The sequence below is a fragment of the Enterococcus sp. DIV0660C genome (assembly GCF_017316125.1).
Classification (GTDB): domain Bacteria; phylum Bacillota; class Bacilli; order Lactobacillales; family Enterococcaceae; genus Enterococcus_B.
On sequence record NZ_JAFLWA010000018.1, the window covers coordinates 50681 to 72694 of the forward strand.

Annotated in this window: 23 protein-coding genes; all 23 read left to right on the forward strand. The window is 36.9% G+C overall.

The window, feature by feature from the left end:
• The first annotated feature begins 37 nt into the window (after positions 1 to 37).
• A complete protein-coding gene (locus tag DOK81_RS04765; protein ID WP_206908913.1) occupies positions 38 to 709 on the forward strand; it encodes a hypothetical protein in 672 nt (223 codons plus the stop codon).
• Between the two features lie 51 nt (positions 710 to 760).
• Positions 761 to 1210, forward strand: coding sequence for a hypothetical protein (locus tag DOK81_RS04770; protein ID WP_206908914.1), 450 nt, complete (start codon positions 761 to 763; stop codon positions 1208 to 1210).
• 12 nt (positions 1211 to 1222) lie between these two features.
• Positions 1223 to 1891 (forward strand): 2,3-bisphosphoglycerate-dependent phosphoglycerate mutase, encoded by a 669-nt coding sequence (locus DOK81_RS04775; protein WP_206908916.1) that lies wholly within the window; start codon positions 1223 to 1225, stop codon positions 1889 to 1891.
• 45 nt (positions 1892 to 1936) lie between these two features.
• Entirely contained in the window at positions 1937 to 2554 is a 618-nt protein-coding gene (locus DOK81_RS04780; protein WP_206909025.1) for an HAD-IA family hydrolase, read from the forward strand.
• Positions 2555 to 2609: 55 nt separating this feature from the next.
• Positions 2610 to 2996 (forward strand): DUF1149 family protein, encoded by a 387-nt coding sequence (locus DOK81_RS04785; RefSeq protein WP_067481756.1) that lies wholly within the window; start codon positions 2610 to 2612, stop codon positions 2994 to 2996.
• 216 nt (positions 2997 to 3212) lie between these two features.
• Positions 3213 to 4604 carry an L-cystine transporter gene (locus DOK81_RS04790; RefSeq protein ID WP_206908918.1) on the forward strand — a complete coding sequence of 464 codons (1392 nt, stop codon included), beginning with the start codon at positions 3213 to 3215 and terminating at the stop codon, positions 4602 to 4604.
• A 198-nt stretch (positions 4605 to 4802) separates the two neighbouring features.
• Complete coding sequence (locus DOK81_RS04795) at positions 4803 to 5174, forward strand: VOC family protein (RefSeq protein ID WP_206908920.1); 372 nt, start codon at positions 4803 to 4805, stop codon at positions 5172 to 5174.
• A gap of 190 nt (positions 5175 to 5364) precedes the next feature.
• Positions 5365 to 6306 (forward strand): rhodanese-related sulfurtransferase, encoded by a 942-nt coding sequence (locus DOK81_RS04800; RefSeq protein WP_206908923.1) that lies wholly within the window; start codon positions 5365 to 5367, stop codon positions 6304 to 6306.
• A 159-nt stretch (positions 6307 to 6465) separates the two neighbouring features.
• Positions 6466 to 7200 carry a metallophosphoesterase gene (locus tag DOK81_RS04805; protein ID WP_206908925.1) on the forward strand — a complete coding sequence of 245 codons (735 nt, stop codon included), beginning with the start codon at positions 6466 to 6468 and terminating at the stop codon, positions 7198 to 7200.
• A gap of 155 nt (positions 7201 to 7355) precedes the next feature.
• Positions 7356 to 9536, forward strand: a complete 2181-nt coding sequence (locus tag DOK81_RS04810) for a Tex family protein (protein WP_206908927.1) — start codon at positions 7356 to 7358, stop codon at positions 9534 to 9536.
• Between the two features lie 3 nt (positions 9537 to 9539).
• Positions 9540 to 10010, forward strand: a complete 471-nt coding sequence (locus tag DOK81_RS04815; protein ID WP_206908929.1) for a SprT family protein — start codon at positions 9540 to 9542, stop codon at positions 10008 to 10010.
• 27 nt (positions 10011 to 10037) lie between these two features.
• A complete protein-coding gene (locus DOK81_RS04820) occupies positions 10038 to 10799 on the forward strand; it encodes a YdcF family protein (protein WP_206908931.1) in 762 nt (253 codons plus the stop codon).
• Positions 10800 to 10928: 129 nt separating this feature from the next.
• On the forward strand, positions 10929 to 12263 hold the full coding sequence (murC, locus tag DOK81_RS04825) for a UDP-N-acetylmuramate--L-alanine ligase (protein ID WP_206908934.1): 1335 nt from the start codon (positions 10929 to 10931) through the stop codon (positions 12261 to 12263).
• A gap of 157 nt (positions 12264 to 12420) precedes the next feature.
• Complete coding sequence (locus DOK81_RS04830; protein WP_206908935.1) at positions 12421 to 12906, forward strand: MaoC/PaaZ C-terminal domain-containing protein; 486 nt, start codon at positions 12421 to 12423, stop codon at positions 12904 to 12906.
• Positions 12899 to 13582 carry a Bax inhibitor-1/YccA family protein gene (locus tag DOK81_RS04835; protein ID WP_206908937.1) on the forward strand — a complete coding sequence of 228 codons (684 nt, stop codon included), beginning with the start codon at positions 12899 to 12901 and terminating at the stop codon, positions 13580 to 13582. Before DOK81_RS04830 ends, DOK81_RS04835 begins: the two co-directional genes overlap by 8 nt.
• Positions 13583 to 13701: 119 nt before the next feature.
• Positions 13702 to 16347, forward strand: coding sequence for a DNA polymerase I (gene polA, locus DOK81_RS04840; protein WP_206908939.1), 2646 nt, complete (start codon positions 13702 to 13704; stop codon positions 16345 to 16347).
• 24 nt (positions 16348 to 16371) lie between these two features.
• Positions 16372 to 17208 carry a DNA-formamidopyrimidine glycosylase gene (gene mutM / locus DOK81_RS04845; RefSeq protein ID WP_206908941.1) on the forward strand — a complete coding sequence of 279 codons (837 nt, stop codon included), beginning with the start codon at positions 16372 to 16374 and terminating at the stop codon, positions 17206 to 17208.
• A complete protein-coding gene (coaE, locus tag DOK81_RS04850; protein WP_206908943.1) occupies positions 17172 to 17798 on the forward strand; it encodes a dephospho-CoA kinase in 627 nt (208 codons plus the stop codon). The genes mutM and coaE overlap by 37 nt, the downstream gene beginning before the upstream one ends.
• Positions 17799 to 17999: 201 nt before the next feature.
• The gene (locus DOK81_RS04855) at positions 18000 to 18332 is read left to right on the forward strand and encodes a CsbD family protein (RefSeq protein ID WP_206908945.1); all 333 of its coding nucleotides are present in this window, start codon (positions 18000 to 18002) and stop codon (positions 18330 to 18332) included.
• Positions 18333 to 18600: 268 nt separating this feature from the next.
• Entirely contained in the window at positions 18601 to 19101 is a 501-nt protein-coding gene (gene nrdR, locus DOK81_RS04860; RefSeq protein ID WP_206897794.1) for a transcriptional regulator NrdR, read from the forward strand.
• Between the two features lie 13 nt (positions 19102 to 19114).
• Positions 19115 to 20497 (forward strand): DnaD domain protein, encoded by a 1383-nt coding sequence (locus DOK81_RS04865; protein WP_206908947.1) that lies wholly within the window; start codon positions 19115 to 19117, stop codon positions 20495 to 20497.
• Entirely contained in the window at positions 20497 to 21423 is a 927-nt protein-coding gene (dnaI, locus tag DOK81_RS04870; protein ID WP_206908949.1) for a primosomal protein DnaI, read from the forward strand. Before DOK81_RS04865 ends, dnaI begins: the two co-directional genes overlap by 1 nt.
• A 30-nt stretch (positions 21424 to 21453) precedes the next feature.
• Positions 21454 to 21873 (forward strand): hypothetical protein, encoded by a 420-nt coding sequence (locus DOK81_RS04875; RefSeq protein ID WP_206908950.1) that lies wholly within the window; start codon positions 21454 to 21456, stop codon positions 21871 to 21873.
• Positions 21874 to 22014: the final 141 nt, after the last annotated feature.

Genomic DNA, 22014 nt, shown 5'->3' on the forward strand with positions numbered 1-22014 from the left:
GTATGCTATTTTAAAAAGGAAGTAAAGGAGGAGAAAAATGAATTTTTTAGTTGTTTTAAAAGATGAATCAGTTGAACGTTCCACTTTTATTTATGTTCAATTAAATGAAGAAAAAACGTTACTGCATTTTTCACCAGAATTCCATTTAGAGGGATTAACCTTAGGGGAAGTTTATCAAACAAAAGGTATGTCAGCTATCCTAGATTTTTTTGAAAAGGAGCTTGACTTACCAGTCAAAGAATTTATCGAAATCTCATTGACAGAGTGGGATCGAGTAACCACAGATTTATTTCCAACAGGTCTTGATGTGGAAAATGAGGAGGGCACTGTGCATTTAAGTACAGCTGAGTTGCAACATCAGATGCGTTATCGAGTGGATGAGGAGAATTCTTTTTCGATTTTCAAACGGCAACAAAAGATTTTGAAAAGTTTTTTGAGACGACTGAGCAAAAAAAGAAATCTTTTGAAAACTACACAACTTTTGAAAAAGTATCCTAATCTGATGCATACATCTATTCAATTTCCCCAGATTTTGTCACTGGTTCATCGTTATTTACAAGTTCAACAATTACCATCGCGAAAACTTTCATTGCCTTTAGCAGACACGTTTCGGGTAGTTAAACGAGCTGAAGAGAAAAAAGTAATCGTAATCGACTTTACAAAAAATCGAAATATGTTGCATCAAGTAACTATGGGAAAAGCCAATTAGGGCTTTTCCTTTTGCACTTTTTATTCTATTAAATAGTCAATGGAGGAGAAAATGGCTCAAGTTTGGTTACAACGAATGATTAAAATGTATCAAAAATATCAACAACTCATGAAAGGAAGATATGCAAAATTTGACGAATTGAATCGCTTTTTACTGATCTTGTCGCTTCTGTTTAGTCTATTAAGTCGCTGGCTGCCTTATGGGTCTGGCAGAGTATTCTCTTTACTGTTTTTAGGAATTTTGTTTTATCGTTTCTTATCAACTAAAATTTATCCAAGATTGAATGAAAATCAACGTTTTTTAAAAAACTGGCGAACAGTACGGAACTTTTTTCAAACGGTCACCAAAAGAAAACTAAAGACAAACAAGGAAACGGCTTACCAAACGTACACGTATTTTTCTTGCCCAAATTGCCAACAAAAGCAACGTGCTCCACAAGGTCGTGGAAAAATTCGAGTAACTTGTAAAAAATGCGGTACACGATTTGAAACAAATGTATAGGGAGTGAAAAAAATGAAAATGGTTTTGTTGCGTCATGGTGAGAGTGAAGCGAATTTCGAGAATTATTGGACGGGGTGGTTGGATGTAGCATTGACTGCGAAAGGTGCGCAGCAAGCGAGTGAAGCAGGGAACAAAATGAAGGAAGCTGGTTTAGCGTTTGATGCTGTCTACACTTCAGTTTTAAAGCGAGCAATCAAAACAGCTCAATTCGCTTTAGAAGAAATGGGGCAATTGTGGATTCCAATTACTAAAACATGGCGTTTAAATGAACGTCATTATGGTGAACTAGTTGGTAAAAACAAGGACGAAATGAAAGCTATCTATGGAGAAGAACAAGTCAAAATTTGGCGTCGTGACTATCGTGAAGTACCACCACTTGCTAAAGAAAACCACTTGGATCGAAGATACGATTTCTTGGATCCTCGTTTGATTTCTCATGGAGAAAGCTTAGAAATGACGGTCAAACGTCTGATACCGTTGTGGGAAGATTCACTTGCACCAAAACTTCGTGAGCAACAAAACCTTTTAGTGGTCGGGCACGGAAACAGTGTACGTGCGTTAACAAAATACTTGGAGAATGTACCAGAAAATCTAATGGATACGATTGATATTCCCAATGCGCAACCAATCCAATACACATTTGACGAACAGTTAACGATCATTGATAAAAAGATTTTATAAAGACTTGATATACTTTGTGCGAAAAAAAGAGGAGTAGGAGCAATGATAAAGAATTTTATTTGGGACTTTGATGGTACATTATTTGATACATATCCTGCAATGGTTGATGGTGCTTGGCGTGCCTTACAAGATTTTGGGATTACAGCGGATAAAAAAGAAATCTATTTTGTGATGAAAAAGTATTCAACGAGTCAATTACGGCAAAGCTATCAGTTATCTGAGGAAAAATTTACTCCACTATTTCATCGCTATGAAACAGAGAGTCAAGAAGTATCAGCACCTTTTCAAGATACGAAATTGGTCTTAGAAAAGTTGAAAGCACACGGCGGACGACACTTTATCCTGACACATCGTTTAACTCATTCAACTTGGAAACTTTTAAAAGACTTTGGGCTAGACGAATTGGTTGAAGAAGTTGTTGGAATAGATCAAGAATTTCCTAGAAAACCGGATCCTTCTTCATTGCATGCGATTATTAAAAAATTTCATTTACAAAAAACAGAAGCAATGATGATTGGTGATCGTCGCTTAGACATTGAAGCAGGGAATAACGCGGGAATTGCCACTTGCTTATATGATATCGATCATTTTTTAGGTGATATTCCTGCAACCTATGTGGTGAATGAATTGAAGCAAATCATTGGATTACCAGAGATTATTTAAAATATTGTCCGCTTTCAAATTTCATATGCTATAATTTTTATAGAGGAGTGATGATATGGAAATTAGAAGACAAAAAGAAGTGGTTGAGGCTTTTCACTACGATCAAAAACCTAAAGATCAAGAAATCCAAACTGACTTAAAAGTTGGTTTTTCGCCGTTGAATGAAACGATTGAAAATTACCCAGAAGAACATAGTATTGTAGGTGCTCGTTTAGAGTTCCGCTTAGTATTTGACCAATATGTACTATCTGGAAGTGTTAGTCAAATCAATCACATCTTGAATCGTAAAGTTCAAGGACAGGCAGATGTTACACAAGAAGAAGTGGATGAGTTAGTCGCACCTTTATTTGACATTGTTAGTCGTATGGCATACGAAATTACAGAGATTGCTTTAGATGAACCAGGTGTCAAATTGAATTTTCAATCAGAAAAAGAAGCATAAGAAAGAGCAATAGTGATAGCTTAAAACTATCGCTACTGCTCTTTTTCTATTACTAAATGTAAGCAAAAGGCATGCCATTTGGCAAAAAATGAGCTAAAATGAACGAGTCACTGAAAAAATACAAGTTTTTTTCAGGGGAATGGTTGAAGAATCATTCCCGGGAACCTTTACTTCCTTTGATGGACTTGTCATTAAAAAATTTTAAGGAGGAAAAAAATGACAACACTCATCACAGTTTTAGTGGTTCTAGTTTTTGCGGCATTATTATATGTGTTTTATCGTATGCAAAAGCGCCATACTAAATTTTCAACGCGCGTCTTCACAGCGTTAGGTATCGGGATCGTATTTGGCGGTCTACTGCAACTTATCTTTGGGGTCGATAATCAAATTGTTACTCAATCAATGGATTGGATTGGAATTGTTGGGAATGGCTACGTTGCTTTCTTGCAAATGTTAATTATGCCATTGGTTTTCATTTCGATTGTCGGTGCATTTACCAAAATGAAAGTTTCGGAAAAATTAGGTAAAATCAGCGCCACAGTTTTAACAACTTTGTTAGCGACGACAGCAATCTCTGCACTAATTGGGATTGGGACAACGATGCTCTTTAATTTACAAGGGGCAAAATTTACTGAAGGAGCAGCTGAAACAGCACGTATTGCTGAATTAGCTACTAGACAAGAAACGGTTGAGAACTTATCTATTCCTCAACAAATTTTATCATTTATTCCTAAAAATGTTTTTGCTGATTTAGCGGGGAGTCGACCAACAAGTACAATTGGTGTCGTGATTTTCGCTGCATTTGTTGGTGTTGCCTATCTTGGGATTAAACGTAAAGCACCAAAAGAAGCAGCGTTTTTCTCAGATTTGATTGATAGTTTATATAAAATAGTTATGCGAATCGTGACACTAGTTCTACGCTTAACACCATATGGCGTACTTGCGTTGATGACAAACGTCATGGCTACAAGTGACTTTGTAGCAATCGTGAACTTAGGTAAATTTGTACTAGCTTCATATATTGCTTTGCTTGCTGTATTAATTGTTCATTCGCTCATTTTGATGTCAGTCAAAGTGAATCCAATTAATTACTTCAAAAAAGCTTTTCCAGTATTGAGTTTTGCTTTTACTTCACGTTCTAGTGCAGGTGCATTGCCGTTAAATATTGAAACACAAACGAAAGCTCTTGGGGTTGACGATGCAACAGCGAACTTCTCTGCAAGCTTTGGTTTGTCAATTGGGCAAAATGGCTGTGCGGGAGTTTATCCAGCAATGTTAGCAACAATTGTTGCACCAGCTGCAGGTATTAATGTATTTAGCTTAGAATTTATTTTAATGCTAGTAGCGATCGTAACGATCAGTTCATTTGGTGTCGCTGGCGTTGGTGGGGGCGCAACATTTGCTTCATTAATCGTGCTAGGCGCAATGAATTTACCGGTAGCAATCGTCGGTTTAGTTATCTCTGTAGAACCATTGATCGACATGGCTCGTACTGCAACAAACGTTAGTGGTAGTATGGTAGCTGGGATTGTTACAAGTGCTCGTATCCATGATTTGGATCGTGATGTCATCAATGATGAAACTAAAGTCATTGATGTAAATGCATAAAGCTTAAGAAAAAATTAGAGCTAGCTATCGTTTCGATAGTTAGCTTTTTATTTATAAAAGTAAATATTCCGAAAAGTGAAAACGAGAAAATACAAACGAAAAACATTCATTTAAATAGACAAGTCTAGAGATTATGAGGAGGATATGGTAAACTAGCAACGATTATTCACCATTTAAAATGGCTTTAGGAGGAACAAAATGTTTACAAATGAAATAAAAATCATGCTTTATGTCGATGATGTTAAAAAAAATGCAGCATTTTGGACAAATAACGGTTTTGCAGAATTAGATCGACAAGAAATGGATGGCACATTGATTGTTGAGATTGGTCCAGCAGTTGACGCACAAGCGAAATTAGTTTTGTATGATCGCAAATTTATCGAGGCACATTCACCAGAGGTTGCCTCAAATTCACCTTCTTTAATGTTTGCAAGTGAAGATGTTTTTGGTTTATATAAAAAAATGCAAACAAATAATGTCACACTGGGTGATTTAGTCCAAATCGGTGAAGAATACGTTTTTAATTTTGCTGATCCAGATGGTAATTATTTTGCAGTGACTGGCAAATAAATTGAAACTTTTGTAGAGGGCTATCATAGAATCTGCAAAAGTTTACTTTTTTTGATTATAAAATTATTATGTAAACTTATGTGCGTTTACTATTCAATCTTGCGTAAAAATACACAAGCAAATAAGTCGTCAAATAACTGATCCTTTCTTATACTATTTGGGAATCATTAGAATGAAGGGATGTCACAGTATGAATTACCAAGTTTTACTTTATTATAATTACACAACGATTGAAGATCCAGAAATGTTTGCGAAGGAACATTTAGCCTTTTGTAAGTCATTGAACTTGAAGGGGAGGATTCTTGTCGCAACGGAAGGAATTAATGGCACGTTGTCAGGAACAATTGCAGATACGACTGCTTATATGGATGCAATGAAAGCAGATGTACGTTTTGCTGATACTTTCTTCAAAATCGACCCAAGTCCTGAACACGCATTTAAAAAAATGTTTGTTCGTCCACGTTCGGAACTGGTTTCTCTCAAACTTGAGGAGGACATCGATCCGAAAGATACTACAGGAGCTTATTTATCACCGCAAGAATTTAAAGAAGCGATTCTTGATGAAGAAACTGTTGTGATTGATGCAAGAAATGATTATGAATATGATTTAGGTCATTTTCGTGGGGCTGTTCGACCAGAGATCCGTAGTTTTAGAGAACTACCTCAATGGATTCGCGACCACAAAGAAGAATTTATGGACAAACGTGTCGTTACTTATTGTACAGGTGGGATTCGTTGTGAAAAATTTTCTGGCTGGTTAGTTCGAGAAGGCTTCAAAGACGTTGGGCAGCTTCATGGTGGGATTGCGACATATGGAAAAGATCCCGAAGTTCAAGGTGAATTATGGGATGGACAAATGTATGTCTTTGATGAACGAATTGCGGTTGAAATCAATCATGTCGATAAACGAGTAGTTGGTAGAGACTGGTTTGACGGAACACCTTGTGAGCGCTATGTGAATTGTGCAAATCCTGAATGCAATCGTCAATTTTTGACTTCGGTAGAAAATGAAGCGCGACATCTTGGAGCATGTTCAAAAGAATGTGCGCAACATCCACATAATCGTTACCTTAAAGAACATTCGTTAACAGATACAGAAATTGCAGAAATCTTGGTGGCAAATTTCAAATAAATCAAAGGTTCAAATCGTTAAGAAAACAATGGTTACCCTTAACCGTTGCCACTAAATAGTCGCTAAAAGAAAAGCAAAAACCTGTTTTTCTTTTAGCTTTTTTTTGTTGGAATCACTTGTAAATTTACGCTATACTTTTTAAGAAGGGGTGTGGTAGTTATGAAATCTTTGCTCTATGCAATTAGTGATGTCCATGGAGAATATGAATTGTTTCAAGAATTAGTACGTGACTATGATCCAACAATTCATCAATTAGTTTTGATTGGTGATCTAAATGATCGCGGACCGAAAACAAAAGAATGTTTTTTACTTGGAATGAAATTAGCGAAAGAAACTGGCGCCATTTATCTACGTGGCAATCACGAGGAGTATTTCTTACAATTTTTACAATCGCCTGAAGATTGGTATAATGCGTATTTGCGTAACGGTGGTAAAGAGACCTTTGAAAGTTTATTACATCCAGGTGCGACAGAAGAGTATTCTCCAACAGAAATCGCAATGATGATTCGTTCAAGATATGATGAACTGATTCAATTTTTAGTGGAGAGACCTTTATATTTCGAATGGAAACACTATTTATTTGTTCACGCAGGAGTAGATTTAACGAAAAAAGATTGGCGAGAAACCAGCCCAAGAGATTTTATTTGGATTCGTGAACCTTTTCATAACGGAAAAAATCAAACGGGGAAGACCATTGTTTTTGGCCACACAATTACGCCAATGTTGCATGGCGATATGCAAACAACAGATTTATGGCTAAACGACAATAAGATTGGGATTGATGGCGGTGCAGTGTTTGGCGGATCCATCCATGGCGTGATTTTTGACGAGCAAGGGATCGTCCAAGACATTGAGTATCAAAATAATCAGGGACCATGGCAACCAGATTTTTGATTTGAGATTTGTAAACGAAGAGCGAAACTAAATTTTCTAAAAAGTGTAGACATCTTGTTCTATGCTTTTTATTTTGTCATTCCGCCTTTTTTTATTCCATAAAAAAAGTATGCTAAAATAGACAAGCGACTAACAAACTAAAGGAGAACATCTCGATGACAGAAAAACTCAACCAAACAATTATCCAGCTTGTACAAAAAGAATTAGCAAGCTATAACACAAAACAATTAACAACGGTTCTTCATTTATTGAGTGAAGGAAATACAGTTCCTTTCATTGCACGCTACCGAAAAGAAATGACAGGGAGCTTGGATGAAGTCCAAATTCGGGAAATCGAAGAACGTTACGCATACTTAGAAAATTTAGAAAAAAGAAAAGTCGAAGTTTTACGCTTAATTGACGAACAAGGAAAATTGACGCCTGAATTAGAAGCAGGGATCCTTCAAGCAGTTAAAATGCAACAAGTAGAAGACTTGTATCGTCCATATAAACAAAAACGCCGTACAAAAGCAACGATTGCCAAAGAAAAAGGATTAGAGCCACTTGCAGAATGGTTATTGCAATTGAATGACCAAAAAGTGGAAACCTATGCGCAAACATTTATTAATGAAGAAAAAGAAGTTTTGTCCGTAGAAGATGCACTACAAGGAGCGCATGAAATCATTGCGGAACAAGTCAGCGATACCGCTAAATTCAGAACTTGGATTCGTTCTTATACTTATAATAAGGGGAGTTATGTAAGTTTAGTAAAAGATGCGGACTTAGACGAAAAAGGTGTCTATGAGATGTATTACGACTTCTCAGAGCCTGTTCATAAAATGGTTTCTCATCGTATTTTAGCAACAAATCGTGGTGAAAAAGAAGATATTCTGAAAGTCAACCTGCAAGTAGACGAAACAGCAGTAATGGATTATTTGGAACGTCAATTAGTTGGCAATCCAGCTTCACCTGCAGCAAGTTATGTGCGTGAAGCTTATCAAGATAGTTATAAGCGATTTATTTCTCCAGCGATTGAACGTGAAGTTCGCAATGAGTTAACTGAAAAAGCGGATGAACAAGCCATTGCGATTTTTGGTGAAAATTTGCGAAACTTACTATTGCAACCACCTTTAAAAGGAAAAGTTGTGTTAGGCTTCGATCCAGCTTATCGTACGGGCTGTAAATTAGCGGTAGTTGATGCTACAGGGAAAGTCCTAGCAATTGAAGTCATCTATCCACACAAACCAGCTTCTCAAACAAAACGTGAAGCAGCAAAAGGACAATTTATAAAATTAATCAATCAATATCAAGTGGATATGGTCGCAATCGGAAACGGAACTGCTAGCCGAGAATCAGAATTATTTGTAGCGGAACAATTAAAAACTGTGGATCACACAGCATATTATGCCATTGTCAATGAAGCTGGTGCCTCTGTTTACTCTGCAAGTGAAGTCGCTCGAACGGAATTTCCTGATTTGCAGGTTGAAGAAAGAAGTGCTGTATCAATTGCACGCCGTTTGCAAGATCCATTGGCAGAATTAGTCAAAATTGATCCGAAAGCAGTTGGTGTTGGGCAGTACCAACATGATGTTTCCCAAAAAAGATTGGCAGAGCAATTAGACTTTGTTGTTGAAACAGTTGTTAACCAAGTGGGTGTGGATGTAAATACGGCTAGCCCCCAACTGTTACAGCATATCTCTGGGTTGAATAAAACAATTGCACAAAATATTGTTACTTACCGTGATGAAAATGGTGCATTCAACGCACGTACGCAATTGAAAAAGGTTCCAAGATTAGGGCCAAAGGCATACGAACAAGCCATTGGATTTTTGCGGATACCAGATGGAAAAAATGTATTAGACAATACGGGTATCCATCCAGAAAGTTATGCGGTAGCAAAAGAAATTTTAGCTATGAACCAATTAACTGAAAAAAATCTGGGCACTTCTGAAGCAACAGAAGTCTTAAAACAATTAAATCCAGAAACTCTAGCGAAAACTATGGAGATTGGTGAAGAAACATTGACCGATATTTTAGAAGGTTTGACACAGCCAGGACGTGATATGCGGGAAGAAATGCCAGCACCGTTATTGCGCCAAGATGTTTTAAGTATGGAAGACTTGAAGGCAGGTATGGAATTAAAAGGAACTGTCCGAAATGTTATCGACTTTGGTGCTTTTGTGGATATTGGTGTAAAGCAAGATGGCCTCGTTCACATCTCAAAATTAAGTAAAAAATTTGTTAAGCATCCAACAGATGTAGTTTCTGTTGGGGATGTCGTAACCGTATGGGTAGAACAAGTCGATGTGAAGAAAGGTCGTATTAGTTTAACCATGCTTTCACCTTATAAGGAGTAAAAAGTGACACAAGAGGAATTACAGATGCTAGTTGAAGCCATTTCGATTGAGTGGTTTCAACAGCCGTTTACACATGAAGCTATATTTAACGCACGCCTGAAAACAACAGGCGGACGTTATCATTTGAATGATCATCATTTAGACTTCAATCCGTCGATGTTTGCTCAATCTGATGAACAAACAGTTGTCGGAATCATTAAACATGAACTATGTCATTACCATTTGCATTTAGCTGGTAAAGGCTATCATCACCGAGATAATGACTTCAAACAGTTGTTACAACAAACTGGTGGATTGCGTTATGCGCCAACTGTAGCAAAAAAAAGCAGTAAAATTGAATGTTATCAATGCGTAGGTTGTCAGACAATGATTTATCGAAAACGGAAAATTGATACAAAACGGTTTCGTTGTGGGCGCTGTCGTGGGAATTTAGTTTGGCAGGAAACAAAACGGCTAAATAACGATAACGACTAAATAGATAAGGAAAGGAGTATTGTTCGGATGATTGATAATTGGAATCAGCTACTAACATTTTTAGCGGATCAACCAGCTATGGATGTAGCTACACATAGACAAACGGCTCCGCTCCTAATCCTTGCAGGGAACGGATTGCCAGTTTTGGTTGATCATGCAGCTGATCTTTTGCAAAAAAAACAGATTGAACAAATTTTTTTAGTAGGTGGAATAGGTCATGCGACACCAATACTTCGAAGAAACTTTGAAGAGCAAGGATTTTTATTTTCAGAAACACTTAGTGAAAGTGAGATGTATCGTTGTTATCTACAAGAAAAATATCATTTTTCAGATGCGCAGTTAGTCATTGAATCGTACTCCACAAATTCTGGTGAAAATGCTCGATTTGCGTTAGATAAATTGCAAGAGATACAGTTATTCCCACAAAAGATTTTATTGATGAATGATCCTATATTACAGCGACGAACAAGAGCAACTTTTGAAAAAGTATGGGAGAACACAACTGTTGAATTTGAAAACTATGTACCGATCGTTCCACAATTAGCACGTTGGTCTGATGAAGAAACAAATACTAGCATGGCGTTTACGCAATCAGAATTAAACCATCAATGGCCATCGGATTACTTTAAATCATTAGTCTTAGGAGAAATCGCTCGCTTACATGATGATGAATACGGTTATGGTCCCAAGGGAAAAGGCTATCTCAACCATGTCGAAATTCCGACAGAGATTTGGACAACTTATCAAGCCATTCTGGGCCAGACAAAATGGCAATTTTCTCGTTCTTAACTCATTATTTTGCAAGAAAAAGCATTTGCGAACAAATTTGGTTGAAATTTTTATTTGTTTATAAGATAATGAAAATCGTGTTGAATATGTGAATGAATGATGGATGATAGATAAGAGAAGAGGATTCAAATGACAAAACAAGAAAAATTATATCATTTTGTTGGTATCAAAGGTTCAGGTATGAGCTCATTAGCGCTTGTATTACATGAGCAAGGACTAAATGTCCAAGGATCAGATATTGAAAAATATTTCTTTACACAAAGAGATTTAGAAAAAGCAAATATAACAATTTTGCCATTTAGTGCAGATAACGTTAAATCAGGTATGACAGTCATCGCAGGGAATGCGTTTCCTGACACACATGAAGAAATCCAACGTGCCAAAGAACTTGGACTTGAAGTAATTCGTTACCATGATTTCATTGGTGATTTTATTCAAAACTATACAAGTATTGCAGTAACTGGTTCACATGGTAAAACAAGTACAACTGGGTTACTTTCGCATGTATTGACAGGTGTTCGCCCAACTAGTTATCTGATTGGTGATGGTACTGGACATGGCGATCCACGTGCAGAATTTTTTGCATTTGAAGCTTGCGAATATCGTCGTCACTTTTTAGCTTACTCACCTGATTATGTGATTATGACAAATATTGATTTTGATCATCCTGATTACTATACAAGCATTGAAGATGTATACAGTGCATTCCAAACAATGGCGCACCAAGTGAAAAAAGCCATTTTTGCGTATGGCGATGATGAATATCTAAGAAAATTAGAGGCAGATGTGCCGATTTATTACTATGGTATTAGTGATAACGATGATATCCAAGCACGAAATATTGAGCGTACAACAACTGGTTCAGCATTTGATGTGTACCATGAAGATGAATTTATTGGCCATTTTGTGGTTCCAGCTTTTGGAAAACATAATATTTTAAATGCTTTAAGTGTCATTGCAGTTGCTTACTTTGAAGACTTAGATCTTAAAGAAGTATCAGAAGAAATGTTGACTTTCCCTGGTGTAAAACGCCGCTTTAGTGAAAAAATCGTTTCAGATATGACAATTGTTGATGACTATGCACACCATCCAGCAGAAATTCGTGCAACGATTGATGGTGCACGTCAAAAATATCCAGATAAAGAAATTATTGCTGTCTTCCAACCACATACATTTACGCGAACTATTGCGTTGATGGATGAGTTTGCTGAAGCATTAGACTTAGCTGACCGCGTATACTTGTGTGATATTTTTGGCTCAGCTCGTGAGAAACAAGGGGATGTTAAGATCGAAGACCTTGGTGAAAAAGTTCAAAAGGGTGGCCAAGTTCTGAAAGAAAATAACGTTTCACCATTGTTAGATTACCATGATGCAGTTGTTATCTTTATGGGAGCTGGTGATGTTCAAAAATTTGAACAAGCCTATGAAAAACTATTGAGCAACACGACAAGAAACGTCTTGTAATCATTAACAAATGACGAAATCAATCAAAAGCGGCCAAAAAAGTTTTGTCTTTTTGGCTGCTTTCTTGTATACAAAAAGCGTAGTTTTCATAACTTGCCTTTTTGCTTGGTTTTGGTACAATTGTTCTTGAGTAAAATAAAACTGGAGGGTTTCTATTTTGAATATAGGTAAACCGAGAAAATTAGGAAAAACAATAAATGAGTTAGAGGAAGGCGACTCGTTGTCTTTAACAGAATCAATTGAAGACAATCAGCTGTTGCTTTATTTAGGATTAACAAATGATGCGAATCCATTATATATTCAACATGATTTTGCGCAAAAAACAGAGTATCAACAACCAATTGTGCCATCTGTGATGTTAATGGGTATCATTACAAGTGCTGTTTCTAAGCATTTACCTGGTCCAGGCTCGCACGTTGTGAATTTTTCTGTTAATTTTATTGAACCAGTTTTCCACTACGAAACATTGACTTTCCAATTTGAGGTCATAAAAGTAGACAAAATGAAAGACGTCGTTACGATTTCTGTTGAAGCAGAAAATAGCGAAGGCAATCGCGTACTCGACGCTGTGGTGATGGTTCAGCCACCTGCTGATCCAGAACTAGAAATTGAATTTGAAAGTGAAGGTGAATTAAATGAATAATCAAAGCGTAGCAAATGAAGGAATCAATCGTTTCTATTCTAAAGTGTATGGCTACTTAGGAGTAGGATTGGCGTTAAGTGCATTGACTTCATATTTAGCACTATCCGTTTTTCCACAACAAGTGGCAGCATTTATTAATGGTTTTCCATTAGGTTTTATAGGACTTTGGATTGTTCAAATCATTTTAGTGTTGGTGCTAAGTGCGAAGGCACAAAAAAATCCAAGTTTAGCGATTGGAGGTTTCATCGCCTACTCATTACTAAATGGATTGGTATTAGCTGTGACACTTGCTTTTTATGATATAGGAACAATTACGCAAGCATTTTTGACGGCAACAGGTATGTTTATCGGTATGTCAGTTGTAGGCATGGTTACTAAAAAAGATTTGAGTGGGGTTGGTCGTGCAGGATTAGCTGCATTGATCGGTGTGATTATTGCCATGTTTGTCAATATTTTCTTGCTTCATAGTAGTGCAGTAGATTTCTTCATCTCAATCTTGTTAGTTTTGATCTTTGCTGGAATCACTGCTTATGATAATCAAAATATTCGTAAAGTCTATATTCAAAGTAATGGAACTGCAAACAGTGGCGTGGCAGTGTTTATGGCTCTTCAATTGTATTTAGATTTTATCAACTTGTTCCTTGCATTTTTACGAATTTTCGGAAGAAACAATTAATTTTTAACATTGAGGCGGGTAGGAGATAAACATTTTCTCCTATCCGTTTTTTCTTTTCGCTTTCCAAGACATTCTTTGTTAGAATAAATAAGAACTTTACGGATGAGGAGCTAATTGACATGACAAAAAATAAATTATTATTGGTCGACGGGAACAGTGTCGCCTTTCGCGCATTTTTTGCGTTGCATAATTCACTAGAACGTTTTAAAAATCGAAATGGATTGCATACCAATGCAATTTACGCTTTTAATACAATGTTTGAGAATGTGATGCAAAAAGAACAACCGACACACGTATTAGTTGCCTTCGATGCAGGAAAAACAACTTTCCGTACAGAAATGTACGCTGAATATAAAGGTGGACGTTCAAAAACACCTGGTGAATTCAAAGAACAGATGCCTTACATTCGTGAATTGTTAACAGGGCTCGGTGTAAAATATTATGAACTACCAAATTATGAAGCCGATGATATTATTGGTACGTTGGCAGAAAAAGTAGATAAAGAAGTATTTGATGTTGTTATTCTTTCAGGGGATCGAGACTTGACACAATTAGCTACGGATGATGTCAAGGTAGATATTACTGTGAAGGGTGTTAGCGACATTGAAAGTTATACACCCGAACATATTGCTGAAAAGTATGACGGATTGACACCTAAACAAATCATTGACATGAAGGGGTTAGCTGGTGATGCTTCTGATAATATCCCCGGTGTAACCAAAATTGGTGAAAAAACAGCGATCAAATTACTCAAAGAATATGGCTCGGTTGAAGGAATCTATGAACATATTACTGAAATGAAAAAAAGCAAGATGAAAGAAAATCTGATCAATGATCAAGAACAAGCTTTTCTGTCCAAAAAATTAGCGACAATCAATACGGATGCACCTGTTGATGTTGCAATTGACTCATTGAAATATGAAGGAAAAAACTTAGAAAAATTAGTACCATTCTATCAAGAGATGGAATTTAAGCAATTTTTGGCTAAGCTTGATATTCATGAGGAAGAACCAGAGCTATCAGATGTTCTATTTGAAGTAGTGACAGATTATCAACCAGAAATGTTTACCACAGATATGGCACTTTATGTCGAAATGTTAGGGGAAAATTATCATACAGAAGACATTGTTGGTGTTTCTTGGGGAACAAAAGAAAAAATTTATGTGACCAATGACCTCGGTATTTTCGAAAGTGAAGCATTTGAAGATTGGTTGAGTGACGGAACACGTCTGAAAAAAGTTTACGATGCAAAGAGGACGTATGTGGCTTTAAATCGTTACACGGGTAAGACACAAGGGATTGATTTCGATGTTCTTTTGGGCTCTTATTTGTTAGATACTAATGATAAAAGTAGCGATATCGAAGGTGTAGCTGCACATTATGGTTATCAAGAGATCCAATCAGATGATGCAGTTTATGGAAAAGGTGCGAAAAAGGGGTTGCCAGAAGAGGAAGAAGTTTTCTTTGCGCATCTTGCACGTAAAGTGGCGGCAATCAACGCACTGACACCAATCTTGAACAAAGAATTAGAAGAAAAAAATCAAGCAGATTTGTTTTATAAAATGGAGCTGCCATTGTCACAGATTTTAGCAGAAATGGAAATCAGTGGAATCAAAGTCGATGCTTCTCGTCTACAGGAAATGAAGATCGAGTTCTCAGAACGTCTAAAAGAAATTGAAGAAAAAATTTATGCGGAAGCTGGCGAAGAATTCAACCTAAATTCACCTAAACAATTAGGTGTTATCTTGTTTGAAAAAATGGGTCTTCCCGTTATTAAGAAAACTAAGACGGGTTATTCAACAGCGGTTGATGTGTTAGAACAATTAAGAGAACAAGCACCAATCGTTGATGACATCTTGGTCTATCGTCAAATTGCAAAAATTCAATCTACTTATGTAGAAGGACTATTAAAAGTGATTCAATCAGATGGGAAAGTGCATACTCGTTATGTTCAAACACTAACCCAAACTGGCCGCTTGAGTTCGGTTGATCCAAACTTGCAAAACATTCCGATTCGTTTAGAAGAAGGTCGGAAAATTCGTGAAGCATTTGTTCCAAGAAAAAAAGATTGGTTGATTTATTCTTCTGACTATTCTCAAATCGAACTACGTGTATTAGCACATATTTCTGATGATGAACATCTGAAAGAAGCCTTTTTGGAAGGGCAAGATATCCATGCAAGTACGGCAATGCGTGTCTTTGGGATTGAAAAAGCAGAAGATGTAACACCAAATATGCGTCGCCAAGCAAAAGCCGTTAACTTTGGAATTGTGTATGGCATCTCAGATTATGGTTTGTCACAAAATCTTGGTATTTCTCGAAAAGCGGCACAACAATATATCGACACGTATTTTGAAAAATATCCTGGTGTGAAGTCATACATGGAGCGTATTGTTCGTGAAGCAAAAGATCAAGGCTTCGTGGAAACACTGTATCATCGTCGGCGCTATTTACCAGAAATCAATTCAAGAAACTTTAACTTGCGGTCATTTGCAGAACGGACGGCTATCAATACACCAATCCAAGGTAGTGCAGCTGATATTTTAAAAATCGCGATGATTGATTTGGCGCAACGATTGAAAGATGAAAAACTAGAAGCAACAATGTTATTACAAGTACACGATGAATTAGTTTTTGAAGTTCCAGAACACGAATTAGAAACATTAGATCGATTAGTCAAAGAAGTGATGGAAAATGCTGTTTCGCTTCATGTGCCATTGATTACTGATAGTAGTTGGGGAAAAACATGGTACGAAGCAAAATAAAAAAGAAAAAGGTGAAGAAGAAACATGCCTGAATTACCAGAAGTTGAAACGGTCCGTAAAGGGCTAGAACGTTTGGTCACAGGAAAAAAGATCCAAAAAGTGCAAGTCTTGTGGCCCAAAATTATTGAACAACCAGAAGCACCGATTTTTGAGGCAACATTGATTGGCGAAACCATTGAATCAATTGGACGCCGAGGGAAGTTTCTGATTTTTCATTTAACCAATTATGAGTTGATCTCTCACCTGCGAATGGAAGGAAAATATTCTTTTGTAGAAGAAAATCAACCATTAGATAAACATACTCATGTCATTTTCTTTTTTGATGATGGCAGTCAGCTTCGCTATAATGATGTTCGGAAATTTGGGCGGATGACGTTAGTGTCAAAAGGACAAAGTGATACTTATCGTGGAATCATGAAATTAGGTCCAGAACCACTACCAGATTTATTTACTTTGTCAGCATTTGAATCAGGTCTTAAAAAATCACACAAAGCAATCAAACCGTTACTGTTAGATCAGCGTTTAGTAACGGGCTTAGGAAATATTTATGTGGATGAAGCATTATGGGAAGCGAAAATCCACCCAGAACAGCCTGCCAATACATTAAAAAGAAAAGAGATCGAGACACTTCGATTAGCAATTATTGATGTATTGGGGCGAGCAGTGGAAGCTGGTGGAACAACGATTCGTAGCTATCTCAATGCGCTTGGAGAAGCGGGTAGTTTTCAAATGGCCCTTCATGTTTATGGTCAAACAGGCCAACCATGTGTCCGTTGTCAAACACCAATTGTCAAAATAAAAGTTGCACAAAGGGGGACTCACTATTGTCCAAAATGTCAGCAACTAAAATTGCCAAAGTAGGTTTCGTTTTAGGTTTAACTGGAAGTATTGCAACAGGTAAAAGTACAGCAGCTGAAGTTTTTAAAAAACATGGGATTCCAGTAATTGATGGTGACGTAGTGGCAAGAGAAGTTGTCGAACCTGGAACTGATGGTTTGATGGCAATCGTTGAAGTATTTGGCAAAGAAATCTTGAATGAAGATGGTACACTAAATCGTAAAAAATTAGGTACTGTCGTATTTGCAAACGATGAAGCGCGGCAAACCTTAAATCGTGTATTGAATCCGTTTATCCGTGGACGTATCAAACAACAAATTGCTGAGAAAAAACGACAGAATCCCTTAGTTGTTGTTGATGTTCCTTTGCTGTTTGAAAGGCACTATGAACGTTACATGGATGCTGTAGCAGTTGTTTATACCACAGAAGCGATTCAGCTTGAACGATTGATGAAACGAAATCAATTAACAGAAACTGAAGCATTAAAACGAATAAAGACGCAGTGGTCAATCGAAGTGAAAAAAGAACGAGCGGATATTTTGTTTGATAATACTCGAACAAAAGAAGAATTAGTCCAACAAGTCGAGTCATGGCTAAAGCAACAATCTTTATAACAGATTAAAAATACAAAAGCAAAGTGCTTCGTTAGCTAAACGGAGTGCTTTGCTTTTTAGTTTAATGCTTTTTTTGCTTACAAGTCATCAAAGACGTGAAACAAGTATTTTTACATCTATGAGAATGATCAATTAGTCGTATATTTTGAGTATCTTGTTCATTTTTGTTATGCTAAAGATAAGAAAAGGGGAGGGATTTGTATGGGAAATATCAAGAATCAAAAAGATAAAGTCGTCGGATCTGCCAAAGAAAAAATTGGTGAGTTACTTGATAAAGAAGAATTAAAAAATGAAGGTCGTGTACAAGCCGAGATTGGGAAAAAGAAAGCAGACCAATATAAAGAACGAATTGCTGAACTAGATGATCAACAAGCAGAAAAAGAAGCACGTCAACAAGATCTGACACAAGAACGAAAAAAAGAAATGACTGATCGAACAAAAAAGCCACTCCCAGACGCTGAACACATCCCTGATGAACAAAAAATTGAAGAACAACGGTTAAAACATTACACTGGTATTGAAGAAAAATTGTAGTTTTTGAAAACATGAGTCATGTTTTCAAAAGGAAACAGTTGAAAATCTTTCACAGTTTCGTTTTGATCGTCAAATGAGTTGTGATAAACTTTTGTCACAACTCATTTTTTTGCGATGAATGGATAAAAACGCTTTATGGCCGATGAAAACTGCATCTTTTTAGTTGAGAAAGTCGCTTAACATAAAAGTTTCATGTTATAATGCAACTAACTATGAAAGAGCAGAATGTTCTTTTTATAAAACTTAAATGATACATGAGGTGAACTAAATGAGATGTCCAAGATGTCAACATAATAATTCCCGTGTTATTGATAGTCGTCAAGCAGATGATGGTCGGGCGATTCGTCGTCGACGTGAGTGTGAAAATTGCTCATTTCGTTTTACAACATTTGAAAGAATCGAAGCTGCACCACTGCTAGTTATCAAGAAAAACGGTGAGCGTGAAGAGTTTAATCGAGATAAGATTTTAAGAGGATTGATTCGTTCAGCCGAAAAACGTCCAGTTGCTATGGAGCAAATGGAGCAAATTGTGAACCATGTAGAAAATCGTGTCCGAAGTTTGGGCGAAAACGAAGTATCAACCAATTTAATTGGGGAATATGTCATGGAAGATCTTGTAAATTTGGATGAAATTGCCTATATTCGTTTTGCAAGTGTATATCGCCAATTTAAAGATATGTCTGTATTCTTAAAAGAGTTGCAAGATATCGTAGAGAAGGCAAAAGAAAATAACAATTCTAAAGATACCGAAGACGAAAGTACAGAATAAAGGGGGCATTTCCTTGGAAAATGCTTGGAAAGAGCTTCAACCAAAAAATATCTACCAAGGAAGAAAGCGGAGTCCTTTAAAAGAAGAAAATCGAAATGCGTTGCTCTATCTTTACCAACCTTTGATTGGTGGAGAAGCACTTAGTATTTATCTTACTCTTTTGACAGAAATTTCTTTAGAGACTGGCCAAGGACCAGAAGGACTTCACGCAGATTTATTGAGTAGTCTTGGTTGTGGTATTCCTCAATTTTACGAAGCACGAAAAAAACTTGAGGGAATTGGCTTATTAGATGTTTATTATAAAGAAGACCCTAGCCTAGGTGCATGTTTCCTGTATGAATTACTGGAACCGATGTCGGTGAAACAATTCTTTATGGATTCTGTTTTAAGTTTTTTACTATTAGAAAAGGTTGGTCAACGTCGCTTTGATCAGTTAGTTAAACATTTCGAACCAAAAAAACTTTCAACAGAAGGCTATCAGAAAAAAACTAAAAAATTTTTAGAAGTGTACCAATTTAACGAGGCATCCTTTGCCGCTGACAAACAGCAAATCGAGAAGCTGGAAGAAACATTTACTGAGCAAGCAATAACGAAACGGTTACCTGAAAAAAGCACGATTGACTGGTCTTTTTTGACAAACTGGTTGCAAAAAAAACATATTGACAAACCAGATGAACCAACCATCAAACAACTCGAAATGTACCAACAATTGTATGGATTGGATGATTTAGCTTTAGGTGAGAAAATCGTTGAAGCGTACGACTTCACAGAGCAAAAAATTTCTTTGAAAGAACTTCAAAAAATCTTTTTGGCAAACCCTGTGAGTCAATCATCTACGCTAAAGGTACCTGCAGAAAATCTAGACAGCACCGAAATCAAAAAGGTGGAATCAGCGCCTAATCATGGACAACTGTCTGCAGCCTCTGTGCAGTTAATCAAAGAGGCCCAAAGTGTTCCGCCAATGAAATATTTAGAGTCAATCAAAAAAGAAAAAAATGGGTATGTATCTAAATCAGAAACGTGGTTGATGCAAGAGCTTGTTTCTCGCTCAGGGCTTCCAAGTAGTGTCATCAATGTGCTATTGAATTACGTATTGGTCATCAAAAATCAAGCAAGTTTGGGGACAAACTATGTCAACACAATTGCTAACGAATGGGCACAACAGAAAATCATGACAGCGGAAGATGCTATTGCTCATATTAAAAAGAAAAGCCAAGAAAGCGCAGAGAAAAAGCAAACGAGAAACTACTCAAATACTCGTCGAAATGTGCGCCGAGAAAAATTACCTGATTGGGTAAATCAACCAAAAGATGAGAAGAAAATCAGTCAAGAAAAACAAGCAGAAATTGATCGTCGCTTTAAAGAATATCTTGCTAAAAAGGAGGGTGACAACTAATGGAAGATGTTGGAAGAGAGCTAAAAAAGATCATTAGCAAACGTAATTATCAAGAAAAGTATGCCGAAATGATTCAAGAAGTATTGAATGATTCAGATGTTCAAGCTTTTTTGGCAGAACACCAAGAGCGTTTAACACAAGCAGATATTGAAAAAAGCTATGCAAAACTTTATGAGTTTGTTCAAGAAAAGCGAAAATATCAGAAAAATGATCCAACAATGATTGCACCAGGCTACGAGCCAAAACTGGTGTTGAACTTTCATTATGTGGATGTCACCTATGTGCCGACTGAAGCATTGATTGCTCGACAAAAACAAGAAGAAATCCGTAGTCGTGTGAAAGCAATGGATATGCCGAAAGATATACAAACGGCTACATTTGAAGGATTTGAGCAAACAAGTGGCCGTAGTGATGCCTTTTTTGAAGCATTCAATTTTGTGGAGCAATACACAAATGATCCTAAAGGTTACCACAAAGGGCTATATTTAGTCGGAAGCTTTGGAATTGGTAAAACGTATTTATTAGGTGCAATTGCACATGACCTAGCAGTTGCAGGGTATACAACTACGCTTGTTCATTTTCCGACATTTGCAGTTGAAATGAAGCAAGCAATTGGAAAAGACCAAGTTTCGGACAAACTAGATGCGGTGAAGCGCTCGCCCGTCTTAATGATGGATGACATTGGAGCCGATGCAATGAGTAGTTGGATTCGTGATGAAGTATTTGGTGTTATTTTGCAATATCGAATGCAAGAACAATTACCGACATTTTTCTCATCAAATTTTACAATGGATGAGTTAGAAAAACATTTGTCTGTTACACAACGTGGTGATGAAGAACCATTAAAAGCTAAACGTATTATGGAACGAATTCGTTATTTAACAAAAGAAATCGAGATGACTGGAAAGAACCGTAGAAACAGCTAAAAGTGAATAAAAGAACGGGAGATGTGGTTTATGAAGCGAATAGTATCTTGCTTGACCTTAGCGACAACATTTTTATTATTGACTGCTTGTGGCAATCAGCCTACGAATGATGGACAAACAACTGAAACGACTTCTAATTCATCGACACATGATCAAAGTGTTTTTACTGGGACGGTCGAAGAAGTAACTGAAAGCGACGAAGAGGATCAAATCATTCGCGTAAAATTAGTTGACGTCAAGGCAAAGATTGATCCTGAGAATATTGGAACATCATTTGAGCATGACGGTGTCATTCTGAATGCACCAGCAGAGAAAATCAAACCCAGCGTGGATGCTTTGTCAGAAGGTACAGAGATCGAGTTGACCTTGGCTAAGACACCTGTAATGACAATGTCGTTGCCACCACAAATTCCAGGGAATTCAATTATTCAAGTTTTGGCTATCCAATAACTGAATGAGCTAAGCAACCGATTTTTTAATTTCGCAGGAGTGGCGAAGTTGGGAAATCGGTTTTTATGTTAGCGTAGTAAGATAACTTGAATTCTTCACTTGTACTTTGTCAGATACAATAGGGTGAAGGAACGAAATAGT

Excerpts from the sequence above, each read along its gene's own strand:
- DOK81_RS04765 (WP_206908913.1), top strand. The coding sequence starts at position 38 with ATGAATTTTTTAGTTGTTTTAAAAGATGAATCAGTTGAACGTTCCACT.
- DOK81_RS04770 (WP_206908914.1), top strand. The coding sequence starts at position 761 with ATGGCTCAAGTTTGGTTACAACGAATGATTAAAATGTATCAAAAATAT.
- DOK81_RS04775 (WP_206908916.1), top strand. The coding sequence starts at position 1,223 with ATGAAAATGGTTTTGTTGCGTCATGGTGAGAGTGAAGCGAATTTCGAG.
- DOK81_RS04785 (WP_067481756.1), top strand. The coding sequence starts at position 2,610 with ATGGAAATTAGAAGACAAAAAGAAGTGGTTGAGGCTTTTCACTACGAT.
- DOK81_RS04790 (WP_206908918.1), top strand. The coding sequence starts at position 3,213 with ATGACAACACTCATCACAGTTTTAGTGGTTCTAGTTTTTGCGGCATTA.
- DOK81_RS04795 (WP_206908920.1), top strand. The coding sequence starts at position 4,803 with ATGTTTACAAATGAAATAAAAATCATGCTTTATGTCGATGATGTTAAA.
- DOK81_RS04800 (WP_206908923.1), top strand. The coding sequence starts at position 5,365 with ATGAATTACCAAGTTTTACTTTATTATAATTACACAACGATTGAAGAT.
- DOK81_RS04805 (WP_206908925.1), top strand. The coding sequence starts at position 6,466 with ATGAAATCTTTGCTCTATGCAATTAGTGATGTCCATGGAGAATATGAA.
- DOK81_RS04810 (WP_206908927.1), top strand. The coding sequence starts at position 7,356 with ATGACAGAAAAACTCAACCAAACAATTATCCAGCTTGTACAAAAAGAA.
- DOK81_RS04820 (WP_206908931.1), top strand. The coding sequence starts at position 10,038 with ATGATTGATAATTGGAATCAGCTACTAACATTTTTAGCGGATCAACCA.
- murC (WP_206908934.1), top strand. The coding sequence starts at position 10,929 with ATGACAAAACAAGAAAAATTATATCATTTTGTTGGTATCAAAGGTTCA.
- DOK81_RS04835 (WP_206908937.1), top strand. The coding sequence starts at position 12,899 with ATGAATAATCAAAGCGTAGCAAATGAAGGAATCAATCGTTTCTATTCT.
- polA (WP_206908939.1), top strand. The coding sequence starts at position 13,702 with ATGACAAAAAATAAATTATTATTGGTCGACGGGAACAGTGTCGCCTTT.
- mutM (WP_206908941.1), top strand. The coding sequence starts at position 16,372 with ATGCCTGAATTACCAGAAGTTGAAACGGTCCGTAAAGGGCTAGAACGT.
- DOK81_RS04855 (WP_206908945.1), top strand. The coding sequence starts at position 18,000 with ATGGGAAATATCAAGAATCAAAAAGATAAAGTCGTCGGATCTGCCAAA.
- nrdR (WP_206897794.1), top strand. The coding sequence starts at position 18,601 with ATGAGATGTCCAAGATGTCAACATAATAATTCCCGTGTTATTGATAGT.
- dnaI (WP_206908949.1), top strand. The coding sequence starts at position 20,497 with ATGGAAGATGTTGGAAGAGAGCTAAAAAAGATCATTAGCAAACGTAAT.
- DOK81_RS04875 (WP_206908950.1), top strand. The coding sequence starts at position 21,454 with ATGAAGCGAATAGTATCTTGCTTGACCTTAGCGACAACATTTTTATTA.